Origin of the sequence: Hymenobacter elongatus (genome assembly GCF_004745955.1) — a bacterium.
GTDB lineage: Bacteria > Bacteroidota > Bacteroidia > Cytophagales > Hymenobacteraceae > Hymenobacter > Hymenobacter elongatus.
Window position 1 is genome coordinate 95,016 of sequence record NZ_SRLD01000004.1, and the last position, 15,695, is coordinate 110,710.

General features: G+C 56.8%; 15 protein-coding genes. 12 read left to right on the top strand and 3 right to left on the bottom strand.

Going from position 1 to position 15,695, the window contains the following annotated elements:
* Window positions 1-38: 38 nt before the first annotated feature.
* A complete protein-coding gene (locus E5J99_RS03435; protein WP_135496317.1) occupies window positions 39-845 on the bottom strand; it encodes an N-acetylmuramoyl-L-alanine amidase family protein in 807 nt (268 codons plus the stop codon).
* A 147-nt stretch (window positions 846-992) separates the two neighbouring features.
* Here E5J99_RS03435 and E5J99_RS03440 point away from each other — a divergent pair, with 147 nt between their 5' ends.
* The 8 genes from E5J99_RS03440 to rplS all read left to right on the top strand — a co-directional run bounded on the left by E5J99_RS03440 (window position 993) and on the right by rplS (window position 9,289).
* Window positions 993-3,809, top strand: coding sequence for a putative LPS assembly protein LptD (locus E5J99_RS03440; RefSeq protein ID WP_135496318.1), 2,817 nt, complete (start codon window positions 993-995; stop codon window positions 3,807-3,809).
* Window positions 3,810-3,968: 159 nt separating this feature from the next.
* Window positions 3,969-4,784 carry a 3-methyl-2-oxobutanoate hydroxymethyltransferase gene (gene panB / locus E5J99_RS03445; protein ID WP_135496319.1) on the top strand — a complete coding sequence of 272 codons (816 nt, stop codon included), beginning with the start codon at window positions 3,969-3,971 and terminating at the stop codon, window positions 4,782-4,784.
* Between the two features lie 128 nt (window positions 4,785-4,912).
* Window positions 4,913-5,626: an RluA family pseudouridine synthase gene (locus tag E5J99_RS03450; protein ID WP_135496320.1), complete on the top strand. Its 714-nt coding sequence runs from the start codon at window positions 4,913-4,915 to the stop codon at window positions 5,624-5,626.
* A gap of 235 nt (window positions 5,627-5,861) precedes the next feature.
* Window positions 5,862-6,620, top strand: a complete 759-nt coding sequence (locus E5J99_RS03455; protein WP_135496321.1) for an acyl-CoA desaturase — start codon at window positions 5,862-5,864, stop codon at window positions 6,618-6,620.
* A 198-nt stretch (window positions 6,621-6,818) separates the two neighbouring features.
* The gene (locus E5J99_RS03460) at window positions 6,819-7,364 is read left to right on the top strand and encodes a 30S ribosomal protein S16 (protein WP_135496322.1); all 546 of its coding nucleotides are present in this window, start codon (window positions 6,819-6,821) and stop codon (window positions 7,362-7,364) included.
* Between the two features lie 76 nt (window positions 7,365-7,440).
* The gene (gene rimM, locus E5J99_RS03465; protein WP_245318686.1) at window positions 7,441-8,067 is read left to right on the top strand and encodes a ribosome maturation factor RimM; all 627 of its coding nucleotides are present in this window, start codon (window positions 7,441-7,443) and stop codon (window positions 8,065-8,067) included.
* A 5-nt stretch (window positions 8,068-8,072) separates the two neighbouring features.
* Complete coding sequence (gene trmD / locus E5J99_RS03470; protein ID WP_135496323.1) at window positions 8,073-8,750, top strand: tRNA (guanosine(37)-N1)-methyltransferase TrmD; 678 nt, start codon at window positions 8,073-8,075, stop codon at window positions 8,748-8,750.
* A 182-nt stretch (window positions 8,751-8,932) separates the two neighbouring features.
* Window positions 8,933-9,289, top strand: coding sequence for a 50S ribosomal protein L19 (rplS, locus tag E5J99_RS03475; RefSeq protein WP_135496324.1), 357 nt, complete (start codon window positions 8,933-8,935; stop codon window positions 9,287-9,289).
* An 87-nt stretch (window positions 9,290-9,376) separates the two neighbouring features.
* Here the strand turns inward: rplS and E5J99_RS03480 are convergent, their stop codons facing one another.
* Window positions 9,377-9,769, bottom strand: coding sequence for a hypothetical protein (locus E5J99_RS03480; RefSeq protein WP_135496325.1), 393 nt, complete (start codon window positions 9,767-9,769; stop codon window positions 9,377-9,379).
* A 143-nt stretch (window positions 9,770-9,912) separates the two neighbouring features.
* On the opposite strand from E5J99_RS03480, the gene E5J99_RS03485 reads away from it, so the two are divergent.
* Together E5J99_RS03485 and E5J99_RS03490 are read left to right on the top strand one after the other, a co-directional pair.
* Window positions 9,913-12,876, top strand: a complete 2,964-nt coding sequence (locus E5J99_RS03485) for a M1 family metallopeptidase (protein WP_135496326.1) — start codon at window positions 9,913-9,915, stop codon at window positions 12,874-12,876.
* A gap of 10 nt (window positions 12,877-12,886) precedes the next feature.
* Window positions 12,887-13,477 (top strand): inorganic diphosphatase, encoded by a 591-nt coding sequence (locus tag E5J99_RS03490; protein WP_135496327.1) that lies wholly within the window; start codon window positions 12,887-12,889, stop codon window positions 13,475-13,477.
* Between the two features lie 91 nt (window positions 13,478-13,568).
* Here E5J99_RS03490 and E5J99_RS03495 read toward each other — a convergent pair whose 3' ends face one another.
* Window positions 13,569-14,279: a DNA repair ATPase gene (locus E5J99_RS03495; RefSeq protein WP_135496328.1), complete on the bottom strand. Its 711-nt coding sequence runs from the start codon at window positions 14,277-14,279 to the stop codon at window positions 13,569-13,571.
* 286 nt (window positions 14,280-14,565) lie between these two features.
* Here E5J99_RS03495 and E5J99_RS03500 point away from each other — a divergent pair, with 286 nt between their 5' ends.
* Window positions 14,566-14,973: a 6-pyruvoyl trahydropterin synthase family protein gene (locus tag E5J99_RS03500; protein WP_135496329.1), complete on the top strand. Its 408-nt coding sequence runs from the start codon at window positions 14,566-14,568 to the stop codon at window positions 14,971-14,973.
* A complete protein-coding gene (gene folE / locus E5J99_RS03505) occupies window positions 14,966-15,643 on the top strand; it encodes a GTP cyclohydrolase I FolE (protein WP_135496330.1) in 678 nt (225 codons plus the stop codon). Before E5J99_RS03500 ends, folE begins: the two co-directional genes overlap by 8 nt.
* Window positions 15,644-15,695 lie beyond the last annotated feature (52 nt).

Genomic DNA, 15,695 nt, shown 5'->3' on the forward strand with positions numbered 1-15,695 from the left:
GGCGGCAATAACCGCTGGCTAACGTGGGTGAAGGCCGTTTATTCCCCGTTCATGGCTTCCAGTTCTTTCTTATAGTCCCGGAAAGCCCGGTAGATACCCGAGGCCATATACGACTGCCCCGATTTATCGTTGAGGTATTGCTCTTCGGCGCGGTTGGTCAGAAAGCCGGCCTCAATCAGCACCGAGGGCATGGTCGATTTCCAGAGCACCAGAAAGCCCGCCTGCTTCACCCCGCGCGAGTGGCGGCCCACGGTGGTGCGAAACTGCCGGTCGATTTGCTGGGCAAACCGCAGGCTGTTCACCATGTGGGCGCTTTGGTAGAGCGAAAACAGGATGTGGCTTTGCGGCGACGTGGGGTCGAAACCGCTGTAGCGCTCCTTGTAGTTGTCTTCCTGCAGAATAACGGCGTTTTCGCGCTTGGCCACCGAGAGGTTGGCGTCGGTCTTGTGGGGCCCCATCGTCCAGACTTCCGTGCCGTAGGCCGACGGGGCGCTGGCGTTGCAATGCACGCTGATAAAAAGGTCGGCCCCGTGCTTGTTGGCAATGCCCGCCCGGTCGGCCAGCTCCACGAACACGTCGGTTTTGCGGGTATACACCACCTTCACGTCGGGCATATTTTCCTCGATGAGGCGGCCCACTTCCAGGATGATTTTCAGCGACACGTTGGCCTCGCGGGCTTTCACCCCGGCGCAGCCACGGTCTTTCCCGCCATGCCCGGCATCGAGCACCACGGTACGCAAATGATACTTTCGGGGCGGCAGACCGGATGCTCCCGGCCCTACGGCTCCCGACGAGCCAGAAAGAAACAATAGGCCCGATACGCAAAGAGCGACAATATTCCGCACGGAGTTCGTTAGTTGGGGTAGCTACCCGTTATCTTTGCAAACAGCCACAAAATAAACGATAAAAATCACGTGGCCCCGACTACGCTGTCTATCCTGCCGAGTTTCCGTCCCTGTGTCCGCCAGTGGCACCATTTGTTTTTGGTCGCCATGCTCTGGCTGGGCAGTAGTTCCGAGGCCTGGAGCCAGCGCGTCCAGAAGCCCGGGCTGCCCACTGCGGTGCCCCGCCTCGACCCCAGCGGGCGCCGCATTACCGACGTGCGCCCCGACACTACCCGCAGCACGCGCCTGCTGGCCGCCACCGACACCAGCGCCACCGGCGACTCCCTGCGCGTGTCGGCCCGGCCCAAAGGCGACATCGAAACCACTATTAAGTATGCCGCCACCGACTCGATTCGGTTTGAGGTGCAGAACAAAGTAGCTCGCCTCTACAACAAGTCGAGCATCGACTACGGGACGATGGACATGAAAGCCGCCCGCATTACGGTGGACTACAGCAAAAACCTGCTCACGGCGGAGGGAGCCCAGGACACGACGGGCAAAGTGCAGGGCAAACCCGTGTTCAAAGATGGGGGCGGCACCTACACCGCCGGCCGTATCAACTACAATTTCAAAACCAAGCGCGGCAAAATTGCCGACGCCGTTACGCAGCAGGGCGAAGGCTATGTGCACGCGGAAGTGATTAAGAAGAACGAGCTGAACGAAATCTTCGGCCGCAACGGGCGCTATACCACCTGCAACCTGGAGCACCCGCACTTTTTTATCAACGCTACCAAAATGAAGGTCATCCCGAAGGAAAAGGTCGTGACGGGGCCTTTCAACCTGGTTATCGGCGATATTCCGACGCCCTTGGGCTTTCTGTTCGGCTATTTTCCCACGCCGGGCAAAAGCCGCGCCTCGGGCCTGCTGATTCCCACGTTCGGGCAAACAGCCGACCGGGGCTTTGCCCTGCGCAACGGCGGCTATTATTGGGTCGTCAACCAGAATATCGGCGTGCGCGTGACCGGGGACATCTACTCCGGCAACGCCGATTCGTTTGGGGGCTTTGCTACCACGGCCGAAATGCAGTACCTGAAGCGCTATTCCTACACCGGGCTGCTGAACTTCAGCTACAGCCAGCGCCCTCCCGATTTGATTCTGCGTTCCAATACGGTCAATACCAACCCCGAATACCGCCGCCCCCGCGCGCCGCGCACCTTCTGGCTGAGCTGGAGCCACAATCCGACGCCCCGCCCCGGCGGTGGCCGCTTTTCGGCCAGCGTGCAAGCCGGCAGCAGCGACTACAACCAGCAGAACAGCTTCGACCAGCGCCGCTACCTGACGCCTGCTTTTAGCTCCAACATCAGCTACCAGAAGCAGATCCGCAACTCGCCCGTCAACTACTCCCTGCAGCTGAGCCAAAGCCAGAACACGGCCACAGGCAGCATGGACTTTACGCTGCCCGACGTAACGGTGGGCGTGGCCCGGCAATATCCCTACGAGCTGCTGGGCATTGAGCCCCGGGGCCGGTTCTACGAGCAGTTTTCTATTGCCTACACCTTCACCGGCCAGAACCGGCTCAGTAACGCGCTGCCCGCCCGCACCCTCGGCGGCGACATTCCGCTGCTGGGCGGCACCCGCGAGTCGAGCCAGCTGCCGGTGCGCTTTTCCAACCTGAGCCCACTGCTGCGCAATGCCCAAACCGGCGTCCAGCACCAGTTCCAGATTGCGCTGGGCAGCTACACGGTGCTCAAGCACCTGAACATCTCCCCTTCCGTCAACTACGGGGAAGTATGGTATGGGAAGCGCCTCGACTATTCCTACAACAACGTGGCCCGCGCCATCCGGATCGACACCGTACGGGGCTTCAACCGGGTATACAACTGGTCGGGCGGGGTCAACCTGGGCACCAACATCTACGGCACGCTGGTGCGCAAAGGCACGCGCAAGATTCAGGCTATCCGCCACAAGCTGACGCCCAGCGTCAACTACAGCTACTCGCCCGACTACACCCGGCGCAGCAGCCTGTACTTTACCAACAACAATCAGCCCCTGGGCGACCTGACCAACAGCCAGGGCCAGCGCTATAACCAGGTGAATCCCGCCAACGGTCAGATTCTGAACCCCATAAGCTACTCGCGCTACAATGGCTTTTTGTATGGCACTCCCGGCGGCATCGAAGCCAGCCGCGTGAGCTTCTCGCTCCAGAACCAGGTAGAAATGAAGGTGCGCAACAACAACGATACTACCGGCACCACGCCCTTCGAGAAAGTCAGCCTCATTGATGGCCTCGACTTCAATACCAGCTACAACCTGGCGGCCGACTCCTTCAAGCTGGAGGGCCTGAGCGCGGCTTTCCACACCCAGGTCGCCCGCAAGCTCAACGTGAATGCCAACGCCGCCTTCTCGGTCTATCAGCGCGACTCCACCGGGCGCCTGATCGACCGGTACCTGTTGGAGCAGCCCAATCGGCGCCTGGCCCGCCTGGTATCGGCTGATCTGTCCTTGAGCTATCAGTTCAACCCCGCGCAGGGCAAGAAAAAATCGGCGATACCGCGCAACCTGCCGCCCACCAACGACCCCACCCTGGGCACGCCCAATCGGGTGAACCCCTATGAAGACTACGTAGACTTCGAGATTCCCTGGGAACTGTCGGCCAGCTTCACAACTGCCTACACCGACCCCGGCCCGCTCCCGGCCCGCGGCACCCGGCTGCGGCGGCCTATTACCTCCGCTTCCATCACGGGTAGCGGCTCGGTGAAGCTGACCAGCAATTTCCGCTTCGGCTACAATGCCAGCTACGACTTTGTCAGCAAGCAGGTAGTAGCACCCTCGCTCGATTTTTACCGCGACCTGCACTGCTGGCAGATTTCGGGCAACTGGCGGCCCTTTGGTCTGCAGCGCGGCTACTTCGTTACCATTGCGGCCAAGTCGTCCTTATTACAAGACCTGAAGCTGAACCGCAACCGCTCCTTCATGAACCGCTAACACCAGAGTGGACAGCTTGTACCGCAGTTCGTCGTGCGGGCCGAGGTGCTGCCGCTACGGACTTCCTAAGCTCCCTTGCGGGCATTGCGCGGGCTGGATATGGAAAAAATACGCAGCTTTGCCCTTATTCTCCTCACTCCGCTTTAGCAGCTCCCTCTGATGTCGCAGCACAAAGAAGTTAAGCTCGTCACTACGCATCAACTACTCGCCATGAAACGGCGCGGCGAGAAAATTTCGATGCTTACTGCCTACGATTTCTCGATGGCAACCATTCTCGACGGTGCGGGCATCGACGTGCTGCTGGTCGGCGACTCGGCTTCCAACGTTATGGCGGGCCACGAAACCACGCTGCCCATTACCCTGGATCAGATGATCTACCACGCCTCCTCGGTGGTGCGGGCCGTGAAGCGGGCGTTGGTAGTAGTCGATATGCCATTTGGGTCCTACCAGGGCAACTCCTCGGAGGCGCTACGCTCGGCCATCCGGATCATGAAGGAATCGGGCGGCCACGCCGTGAAGCTCGAAGGCGGCGCGGAAATCAAGGAGTCGATTACCCGTATTCTTACGGCGGGCATCCCGGTAATGGGCCATTTGGGCCTCACGCCGCAGAGCATTTACAAGTTCGGTACCTACACCGTGCGGGCCAAGGAAGAAACCGAAGCCCAGAAGCTCATCGAAGATGCGCAGCTGCTGCAAGAGCTAGGCTGCTTTGCGTTGGTACTCGAGAAAATTCCCTCCTCCCTGGCCCAGCAGGTAGCCGAAAAGCTCACCATTCCGGTCATCGGCATCGGAGCCGGCCCCAACGTCGACGGGCAGGTGTTGGTCGTGCACGACATGCTCGGCATTACCAAGGAGTTCAAGCCCCGCTTTCTGCGCCGCTACGCCGAGCTGGCCGACCTCATGAGCGACGCCGTGACGCGCTACGTGCAGGATGTGAAAGACCACAATTTTCCGAGCGCTGAGGAAGCGTATTGATTAATTACTAATGAGTAATTAATAAGCACCGATTTAGAGTGTGAGCTTCTTTCGGTCAGCGTTTTACTGCGCTGAACAAGCAGCTTTTCCTTCTTCATTCTTGCTTGTTAGTTATTAATTCCCCCAAAGTGAATCGTCCTAATATCTGGTCGGAGCAGAAAGAAATTCTGTTTGAAGACAACCACTTGCTTATCCTCAATAAGCCCGCCGGCATTTTGGTGCAGGGCGATGCTACCGGCGATGAGCCTTTGTCCGATAAAGCCGCCGAGTACCTGCGCTTTAAGTACAAGAAGCCGGGTGCCGCCTTCATTGGCGTAGCCCACCGCATCGACCGGCCCGTGAGCGGCGTGGTGGCGATGGCCAAAACCAGCAAAGCCCTGAGTCGCCTCAACGAGATGTTCCGCGACAACAAAGTCCACAAAACCTACTGGGCACTGGTTGGCAAGCGTCCGGAGCCCGAAAGCGGCCACCTCACGCACTGGCTGGTGAAGGACCCGATCCGGAATGTGACCAAAGCCTACACCGAGCGCCACGGCCAGGGGTTGAAAGCAGATTTGGACTACCAGGTGTTGGGGCCAGCCGGCAACCGCTTCCTGATTCAGGTGAACCCAATTACGGGCCGCCCGCACCAGATCCGAGTGCAGCTCGCCACGGGCCTGGGTACCCCCATCGTCGGCGACGTGAAATACGGCTTCCTGGCTCCCCTGCCCGACGTCAGCATTGCGCTACACGCCCGCCAGTTGGAGTTTGAGCACCCCGTGACCAAAGAGGCCATGTGCTTCCGGGCCCCGGTGCCCGAAATGGCACACTGGGAAGCAGCCCAGGCTTTCTATACCCGCTAGCTTCGTACAGCAACGAGTAGTCGTTTTAGCGCTTTGGCGGCGCTGCGGTATATGTACGCACTCATTTTGCGGCTTGCCCTAACAAGATTTTGGCCTTTCGGGTCAATTTGTTGACCACCCATAACCGTGGCCGTAGGTTTGTGTTAGCAAGTATGAACTAATGACCTGCCGTTGTGCTTTTGCGGGCAATACTGCTTGCGTTGCATCCTATTGCGTCTCTAATCCTTTTTGGCCCATGCCGATCCTCATCTTCTTCGTAGCGCACTATTACCTGTCGCTCTTCACCCAGACGTTTTACCTGCATCGGTACGCGGCCCACAAGATGTTCACCATGAACAGATTCTGGGAGCGGTTCTTCTTCGTGTTCACCTACATCTGCCAGGGCTCTTCTTTCCTGTCGCCCCGGGCGTATGCGCTGCTGCACCGCATGCACCACGCCTACTCCGACACCGCACTGGACCCGCACTCGCCCCTGTTTTCGTCGAATGCCTTTTCCATGATGTGGAAGACCAAGACGATCTACAACGACGTGCTGAACCACAACTATGCCGCTGCTGAGCGTTTTGAAGGCGATTATCCGGAGTGGGTTTCCCTGGAAAAATTCAGTGCCACAGCGGTTTCTCGTATTGGCTGGGGCGCCCTCTACGTCATGTTCTACGTGCAGTTCGCCACCGCTTGGTGGATGTATCTGCTGCTGCCCGTCCACTTTTTAATGGGCCCAATTCACGGTGCTATCGTGAACTGGGGTGGCCACAAGTACGGCTACCAGAACTTCGACAACCACGACCATTCTAAAAATACGCTGGCCCTGGATTTCCTGGCTTTCGGCGAGCTGTTCCAGAACAATCACCACAAATTGCCCATGCGCGTCAACTTTGGCGTGAAGTGGTGGGAGTTTGACCCTACCTATTCGGTTATCTGGACTCTGGATAAAGCCCGCATTATTAAGATTAAGCGCAAAGTAACCGCCCAGAAACTGAAAGCTGCCGCGTAAGTACCGCTGCTCGTACAAGAAGAAGCCCTAACGTCTGTTCTAGCGTTAGGGCTTCTTCTTGTAAAACCCATCGTGGGTGAATTGCCTAGCGGTGCCGCCACTAACAAATTGGGGTTCCAATGCTCGAATCTTTCCGCTACCTTTGCACCTCATTTTTCAACCAGACGCACGAGTTGCGTCGCTTAACCAACCCGGTTTATGGCAGTTAAAATCCGCCTCGCCCGTCGTGGCCGTAAAAAGGCCGCTCAATTTGACATCGTAGTAGCTGACGCCCGCGCTCCGCGTGATGGCCGTTTCATCGAGAAAATCGGTACCTACGACCCCAACACCAACCCCGCTACCATCAACTTCGACGGCGAAAAAGCATTCGACTGGATCATGAAAGGCGCACAGCCTACGGATACGGTTCGGGCCATGCTTTCGTACCGTGGTGTTCTCTACCGCAAGCACCTGCAACTGGGTGTTATCAAAGGTGCCATTTCGCAAGATGTTGCCGACGAGCGTTTCACTAGCTGGAAAGAGCAGAAAGACACTAAAATCGAAGGCAAGCGCACCTCGCTGGGCTCGGCCAAAGACGAGGCTCGCAAGTCGGCCCTGGCTGCTGAGACCAAAGTGAAAGAAGCGCGTGCTGAAGCCATTCGCAAGAAAAACACGCCCGTGGCTGAGCCCGTAGCGGCTGTTGCTGAAGGCGAAACGACGGAAGCTGCTGCTTCGGCCGATACGACCGAGGAAGCTGGCGCCTAAGCGTTAGTTTCAGAGTTAGGGAGTTTGGAAGGTAGGCGTTGTGACAAGCAGCGCGACTTCCGAACTCCCTACTTTTTTGACCTCTATTTCCCTCCGCATGACCATCGATGACTGCTACCTATTGGGTTCCATTGGCAAAACACACGGCCTGAAAGGCTTTGTGGTAGCCTTTATGGAAGTCGACGATCTGGACCAGTACCGCAAACTCAAGTCTGTTTATCTGGAAATGGTCGGCAAGCCGGGTGTGCTCACTGAGTTCGGGGTAGATAAACTGCAGCCCCAAACCGACGAGAAGGCGTTGCTCAAACTCACTAGTATCGACACGATAGAAGCAGCCGAGCCTTTGCGCAATGCGAAGCTCTACCGTCCTTTGGCCGAGCTACCGGCCCTGAAAGACGACCAGTTCTATTTTCACGACGTTATCGGCTACACCGTAGTTGATGCGACGCTGGGAGAGTTGGGCGTGGTCGAAACCTTCTACGAGATGCCCCAGCAGGACCTGATGGGCATGCGCTACCAGGGCCAGGAGGTATTAGTGCCAGTGGTGGATGAGCTGATTCTGCACGCCGACCAGGAAGCTAAAAAGCTCTTTGTTAGCCTGCCCGAAGGCTTGCTCGATGTGTATCTGAGTCCGGCTTCCCGCGAGCAGGACGAGCCCGACGAATTCGACGGTCCGGATATCGGGCCGGCGGAGAAAAAGTAAGCTCAATGCGTCTCGACATCGTCACCTGCCAGCCGGAGCTGCTAATCAGCCCTTTCGCCGTTTCCATCGTGAAGCGGGCTCAGGAAAAAGGGCTGGCCGAAATCCACGTCCACGACCTGCGCCGCTTTGCCATCAACAAGCACGGCCAGATCGACGACTATGTATTCGGTGGCGGGGCCGGCATGGTGTTGCGGGTTGAGCCGATTGCGGCCTGCCTGGATGAGCTACTGGCGCAGCGCTCCTACGATGCCGTCATCTACATGACGCCCGATGGGGAAACGCTACGGCAGCCGCTGGTCAACCGATTTTCGCTGGCCGGCAACCTGCTCATTCTGTGCGGCCACTACAAAGGGGTCGATGAGCGGATCCGCAAGGCCTATATCACCCATGAAATCAGCGTGGGCGACTATGTGCTGAGCGGGGGCGAACTAGGCGCGGCTATTCTGGTAGACGCCGTAGTGCGGCTGTTACCCGGCGTACTCGGCAACGAGGAATCGGCACTCAGCGACTCATTTCAGGATGACCTGCTGGCCCCGCCGGTATATACCCGGCCGGCTGAGTGGCGGGGCGAAAAGGTGCCCGATATTCTACTGTCCGGCAATACGCCGCTGGTAGATGTCTGGCGCCACGAACAGGCCTTGGAACGGACGCGTCAGCGCCGACCCGACCTGCTGAATGAATAAATTGTTAACTGGTTCGGGGGCTGATTGTTGGTTTTTGCGCCGTAGAGCCATACCTAGCCCGCAAATCAGTAAGTGAACAGTTCCATTCATTTGTAATCATCAAAACAGAGCGCTATATTTGCGCCTCTTTAAGCGAAACCCCTTGGGCGGCGGCGCCGTCCTTTTTTTTAGTTTTTCCAGCCATGAGCGTATTACTCGATTTTATCCAGCAGGAGTCCCAGGAGCGCCGCGCCAGCTTCCCTGTTTTCGCCGCCGGCGACACCGTCAACGTCCACGTGAAGATTCGCGAGGGCAACAAGGAGCGCGTTCAGCAGTTCCAGGGTGTTGTGATTCAGCGCAAAAACGCCAGCACCAACGGCGAAACCTTCACCGTGCGTAAAATCTCGAACCAGATTGGTACCGAGCGTATCTTCCCCCTGCTGTCGCCCAACATCGATAAAATCGAGCTGGTGCGTCGCGGTAAGGTACGTCGTGCCCGTCTGTTCTACCTGCGTGGCCTGTCGGGCAAAGCAGCCAAGATCAAAGAGCGTCGCGGTTAGGCCTTCGCCTCACCCCATCATACAAAAGCCGGCTTCCTTACGGGAGCCGGCTTTTGCGTGTTTACGACAGAATTGGAATCCGCTGGGCTAGTTGCCGTTTTGCAGCCCATCTTCGGTAGAAGTGCTGGGGTGCTGCACCTGCTTGGCCGCAGCCAACAGCGCTTCGCCGAGCTGCTCAACGCGGGGCTTGGTATTGCCTTCAGCGAATACGGCAGCCTTCAGAGTGTTTTCGCCCAAACGAGTGAGCAGACGACCAATAACGTCCTTATCGAGCGTGCCGGAACCAAAATGGGCTTTCAGATCCTGTAGGTCGACTACTATCTGGTGCATCTCGGGGTTGTTGGCATCCTTAATATCCTGAATCCAGCGCTGTAGCGTGTTATCGAGGCCAGCGCGGGTGGCTTCTTCCTGCAGATTACCGGTGAGCAGCGTAGTGGCGGCGTCGAGATGAACTTGGTTTTGAACTTCGGTCTTTTCCATGAATGCGGAATTTTGGCGGTGAGATAGAGCGTGTACTCTGCATAGCCTAACGGCCCCGACGCGGTGGGGTTATCTGCGGCGCACCTTTTCCGGGCCGAAGACGTACTTTCGCTGCGCATTTGCCTCTCCCCTGTTCCCGCTTTATGAAAAGAATAGTAACCGGCTTCGTACTGGCCGCCTTGCCTTATCTGACGTTTGCCCAGCAAGCCGCTGTTTCTGCTTCCTGGCAACAGCAGGTAACGTATTCGATAGATGTTACGCTCGACGACCGGCAGCACGAGCTGAAGGGGACGGAGGAGTTGCAGTACACCAATAATTCGCCCGACCAGCTCACGTTTATCTGGTTTCACCTCTGGCCCAACGCTTACCGCGACAACACCACCGCTTTTGCCAAGCAGCAGCTTCGCAACGGCAACCGCAAGTTCCAGTTTGCGAAAGCCGCGCAGCGCGGCTACATCGACCAGCTTGACTTCAAGGTGAATGGCCAGAGTGCCCAGCTGGCCTACGACCCCGAAAACCCGGATATGGCCCAGCTGATTCTGCCCCAGCCGCTGGCTCCGGGCGCGAAGGCCACTATTTCTACGCCTTTCCACGTTAAGATTCCTGATTCATTTTCCCGTTTCGGGCACGTCGAGCAGTCATACCAAGTGACGCAATGGTATCCTAAGCCGGCCGTATACGACCGCAAAGGCTGGCACCAGATGCCCTACCTCGACCAGGGCGAGTTCTATTCTGAGTTTGGCTCCTTCGACGTGCGCATTACGCTGCCCGCCAACTATACTGTGGGCGCTACCGGCGTACTGCAAAATCCCGATGAGCAACAGCGCCTGGATCAGCTGGCAGCAGCCACGGCCCTGAAAAAAACCAAGGCCGACTTCGGCGAAGATTTGTCGTTTCCAGCATCTTCCTCGGAGGTAAAAACGCTGCGCTACGTGCAGGACCGCGTACACGACTTCGCCTGGTTTGCCGACAAGCGCTTTAATGTGCTAAAAGGCGGCGTTACGCTGCCTTCCGGCCGTCAGGTGACCTCTTGGGTCCTGTTTACAAACGCTGACTCGGAGAAGTGGATAAAAGGCCTACAGGACGTAAATGAAGCGCTTACCTACTATTCCCAGTGGGTAGGCGAATATCCTTATGCTGCCGCTACAGCCGTCGACGGGGCCCTTAGCGCGGGCTCGGGTATGGAGTACCCCATGGTGACCGTGACAATGCCGGCGGCCATCGTGCACGAGGTAGGTCACAACTGGTTTTACGGCATCTTGGGCTCCAACGAGCGGGAGCATGCCTGGCTCGACGAAGGTGTAAACTCGTACATCGAAAACCGCATAACGGAGCGCGAAGACCCGCAGGCCGGGCAGTTTAAAGGCCTGCTCAAGTCGAAGTTTTCGGGCGCTGTCGGAGTGGAAGGCTTATCCGCGTCGGCCCTGAATCAAGTGCCCTACCAAGCCGTGGCCAGCCGCGGACTCGATCAAGCCGTGGGCGGCGTGCGGGCCGACCGCTATGGCAAGCTGAACTACGGTATCATCGTGTATTCGCAAACAGCAGCGGCCCTGAAATACCTGGCGGGCTATCTGGGGCAAGAGCGCTTCGATAAGGCCATGCGCACCTACTACGACACGTGGCAATTTCGGCATCCGTACCCCGAGGATATGCAAGCCGTGTTCGAAATGTCGACTGGCCAGCCGCTCGACTGGTTTTTCAAGGATATGCTGCTCAATACCTATCGTTACGACGCGGCCTTATCGGATATACAGCTGACCGACACGGAGGTAAAAGTACTGGTGCGCAATGATTCGCCTGCTCCCTTTGCCGTGCCCGTCAGCACAGTAGATGCGCAGGGCAAAGTGCTGGAAACTCAGTGGACCACCCTGATCGGCACCGAGGATGAGCAGGACGAAGCTCAGCTTAACTTCCGCAGAGAAGGCGTGACGGCCGTGGTAGTTGACGCGGAGTACCTCACGCCCCAGCTCAACCGCCGCGACGACCGCATGAAGCTAACTGGCTCCTTTCGGCGCTTAGAGCCCCTGCGCATTAAGCCGCTGATCAGCATCGAGCGTTGGGACCGGTCGACCATCAACTGGGTGCCAGTTATTGGAGCCAATACATCCGATAAATTCATGCTTGGCGCGGCTTTTTATAACAGCCCGGTACAGAACAAGAACCTGAATTTTCTGGCCATGCCCATGTACAGCTTCCGGCGCAACGAGCTCAATGGTATTGCCAACGTCAACGTGAGTGTGCTACCAGGCTCCGTGGCCCGGCAAATTGTTACGGGCCTGACCGTGCAACGCTTTGAGCGCTACCTCAAGGTAGAGCCCAGCATAACTGTTGTGTTGCCCAAATCGGCGCACAGCGGCCCCCAGCACACCGTACGCCTGGCCAATACCGCTATTAAAGATCAGGACCGGGACAACGAGACGACCAGCATCCAGACGGGCGAGTACGACGTGACGGGCGGCAATGCCTTGCAAAAATGGGCCGCGCACGTGGAGCTCAACCAGCTGACTTCCGTGATTTCGCAGGAAACCAACTCCGCCCAAGCCACGCTGCTGCGGGCTTTCGCTACGTATCAGCGGTATTATTCGCCTAAGAAACGGGTATCGGTACGCTTGTTTGGTGGGCGGTTTCTGAAAAGTTCTTCTGATTTCGTCATGGGCCTGAGCGGCAGCCCTGACTACCGCCGCCAAACGGCTTTCCTCGACCGGCAGCAGATTTCCCACGCCTTCACCGCCCAGTCGCACCAAACGGATGACCGGGATGGCGCCTTCAAAGCCTTTGTGCCAGTATTCAGCCAAAAATGGCTCAGCACCCTCAACCTGCAAGCCGATCTGCCGGTGACGCGCCTGGCTGTATTCGCCGACTTGGGCGCTACCGACGAGCAAGTGCAGCTCGAAGGAAAATCGAGTAGTCAGCGGGTATTCTACGATGCGGGCTTGGTGATACCCGTGATTCCGGATATCTTTCAACTGTATGTTCCGGTAGCGGGGTCAAACTACCAGAACGGCCTCCCCAGCAGCCGTAAGAATTTCACCGACCAGATTCGATTCGTGCTTCACCTGGAGCAGCTGAATCCGTTCCGGCAGCTCAATCAACTACTAGCGCAGTAACTTCTCGCCTATGCGGCTTGCCTTCGGGATAACGGCTTTGAGCTTGTGTAGTGTGGGCATGATCGGCTGTCAGACTGATTATGCTCACCTACCTACGTTTTCGACCGAGCGCAAGCTGCTACAGGTAGTAGTGGAAGTGCCAGCGGGCACCAACCGGGCCCAGCGCTACGACCCCGCCAAGAAAGCCTTCCATCCGGTGCGTCGCGCCGGCCTCGACCATATCGTGGAGTTTTTGCCTTGCCCCGGTAATCAGGGCTTCATTCCGGGCACTCGCACCGAAGGCACTGGCCTGCCCCTGCAAGCCCTCATCTTGGCCGAAACCCAGGCGGAAGGTACAGTAATGGAAATTTTGCCTATTGGCCTGCTGACCTTAGATGATAATGGCACCATGCAGCAAGTAGTGGTGGCTGTACCGGCCCGGCCAAGTCAGCAAATCCTGCCGGGCATTACTTCCTGGAAATCCCTTACCAAGCAATATCCCAGCGCCCGCGAGATGGTGGGACAATGGTTTCAGCACCAGGGCCGGTTAGGTGAAGTTCGGCTCGTGGGCTGGAAAGACGAGAAGGCTGCTGATCAGCAAGTGCGTTTAGCCATGAAATAAGCTCACGTATACTGTAGTACTGTAGGAATGGCGCATAAAAAAAGCCCGGTCAATTGCTTGACCGGGCTTTTTTATGGAGTAGTTACAAGAACTACTCAATCTTGTTCATACGCTCCTTTACAGCCTCCAGCGCTACGCGCATGTTAACAATGTCGGCGCGAGCAGCTTCCTGCTCTTTCAGGTTCGAGTCGATCAGGTTGTTATACTGCAGCAATTCGGCGGCGTTCTGGGCCAGCTGCTGCTGAATTTCCTGCTTCTTCAGCTTGTTCTTCTCAATGTCCTTCTTGATGGCGTCAGCTTTGTTGATAACGGCCATGTGGTTGTTCTGCGAAGAAACCAGTGCTTTTTCAGCTTCCGAGACCTGTACGGCCAAGTCTTCACGGTAGAGCATGCGGGCAAAATCCTTCAGGTATTTCTCCGACGCTTTCCACTGCACGGGCGTAGCATCCTTGCTCAAGTAAGCGTTGCCCAAGTCGATAGACCACCATACGGTCGTGCCGGTGGGCGTAGCATCTACTTTGCTGATCATGCGGATCGGCGTCTTGGAAATATCTTCGATGACAACATTGTCCATCGTGTATACCCCTTTATCGGACTTGAACTTGCTGCCGAACTTTTCGCTCAGCTGCTTTTGCCACGATTCGTCAACCCGCTTGCTATCCAGCTGGATAGTCACGCGCTGTCCTTTACGAGGAATGCCCTTGATGGCCATGTCTGTTTCATCTACGGGCGATTTCTGCGCGTAGCCAGTTACCGACAGCAAGAGCATCAGTAGCAGAGAGAGGAGTACGCCTGGTTTCATATGAAATGAAGTAGTTAGAAAAGAAAGAGATTACAAAAGGTGGGGTTGGTTCCGGCGTAGGAATCCAACTCACCAAATTTAACCAGACTACCCTGATGTTGACGCACTGTACCTGGATTTTTTTCGACAAATATTCATTTTATTAGATAGAGCCTATCAACTATTGCAATAATTCAAAATACATGCTTTTAAACGAGGAATTAGAAAACTCACCTCCGTAAGCAGAACCTGCGTAACGTAGTTTGGAAATCAAAACAAAAGAACTTATCACCGGTTCAGAACGACTATGAAAGTAACTGTCTGCCGGACCGAGCACTTTAATGCTGCTCACCGCCTGCACAACCCAGCCTGGAGCGACGAAAAAAATGCGCAGGTATTCGGCAAGTGCAATAACCCTCATTATCACGGCCATAACTACGAGCTGACGATTCGCCTCACGGGCGAAGTCGATCCGGCAACGGGTTACGTATATGACCTCAAGCGCTTGAGTGACCTCATCAAGCACGAGATTCTGGATACCTTTGACCACCGGAACCTGAATCTGGACACCGAGGACTTTCGGGCGCTCAACCCTACCGCCGAAAATATTGCTGTCGTGATTTGGAACCGGCTGCGGACTCACGTGGAGCCGCATCTGACCTTGTCGGTCACGCTGTATGAGACTGCCCGCAATTTTGTTGAATACCATGGATAATTCCGTGCCTGCGGCTGCCGCCGCGCACCGCTTTGGGCCCGCCGACGCCCATCTGTCGCCGGACCTGCGCACTCCTCTTCGCCCGGATGCTTTTGCGTTGTCGGATGAGGAAAAAATTGCTGGCATCGCCGGACACTTTCACGAAATCATGCAGCTGCTGGGCCTCGACCTTACCGACGACAGCCTGCAGGGCACGCCCCGCCGCGTGGCCAAAATGTACGTGCAGGAATGGTTTCGGGGCCTCGACCCCAAGCACCGGCCCGATGTGAAGCTGTTTGAAAACCGCTATGGCTACCAGCAGATGCTCGTGGAGCGCGACATTACGGTGTTTTCGTGCTGTGAGCACCACTTCGTACCGATTATGGGTAAGGCGCACGTTGCATATCTCCCCGAAGAGCACGTCGTAGGCTTGTCGAAGCTCAACCGGGTTGTGCAGTACTATGCTCGCCGGCCGCAGGTACAGGAACGGCTTACCCGCCAGATTGCCGAAGAGCTGAAAAACTCACTGCGCACCGAAAATGTGGCCGTGCTCATCGAAGCCGACCACTTGTGCGTGATGAGTCGGGGCGTAAACGACACGGGCAGCAGCACGCTAACAGCCGAGTACGGGGGTATCTTCAAAGAAGATCAGGCGTTGCGGGCCGAATTTTTGCGCTTCATTGGGAAATGAAAATGAGCGCCTGTTCGCTATTAGGTAGTAGCTTGCGGCCTGTTTTCTACCT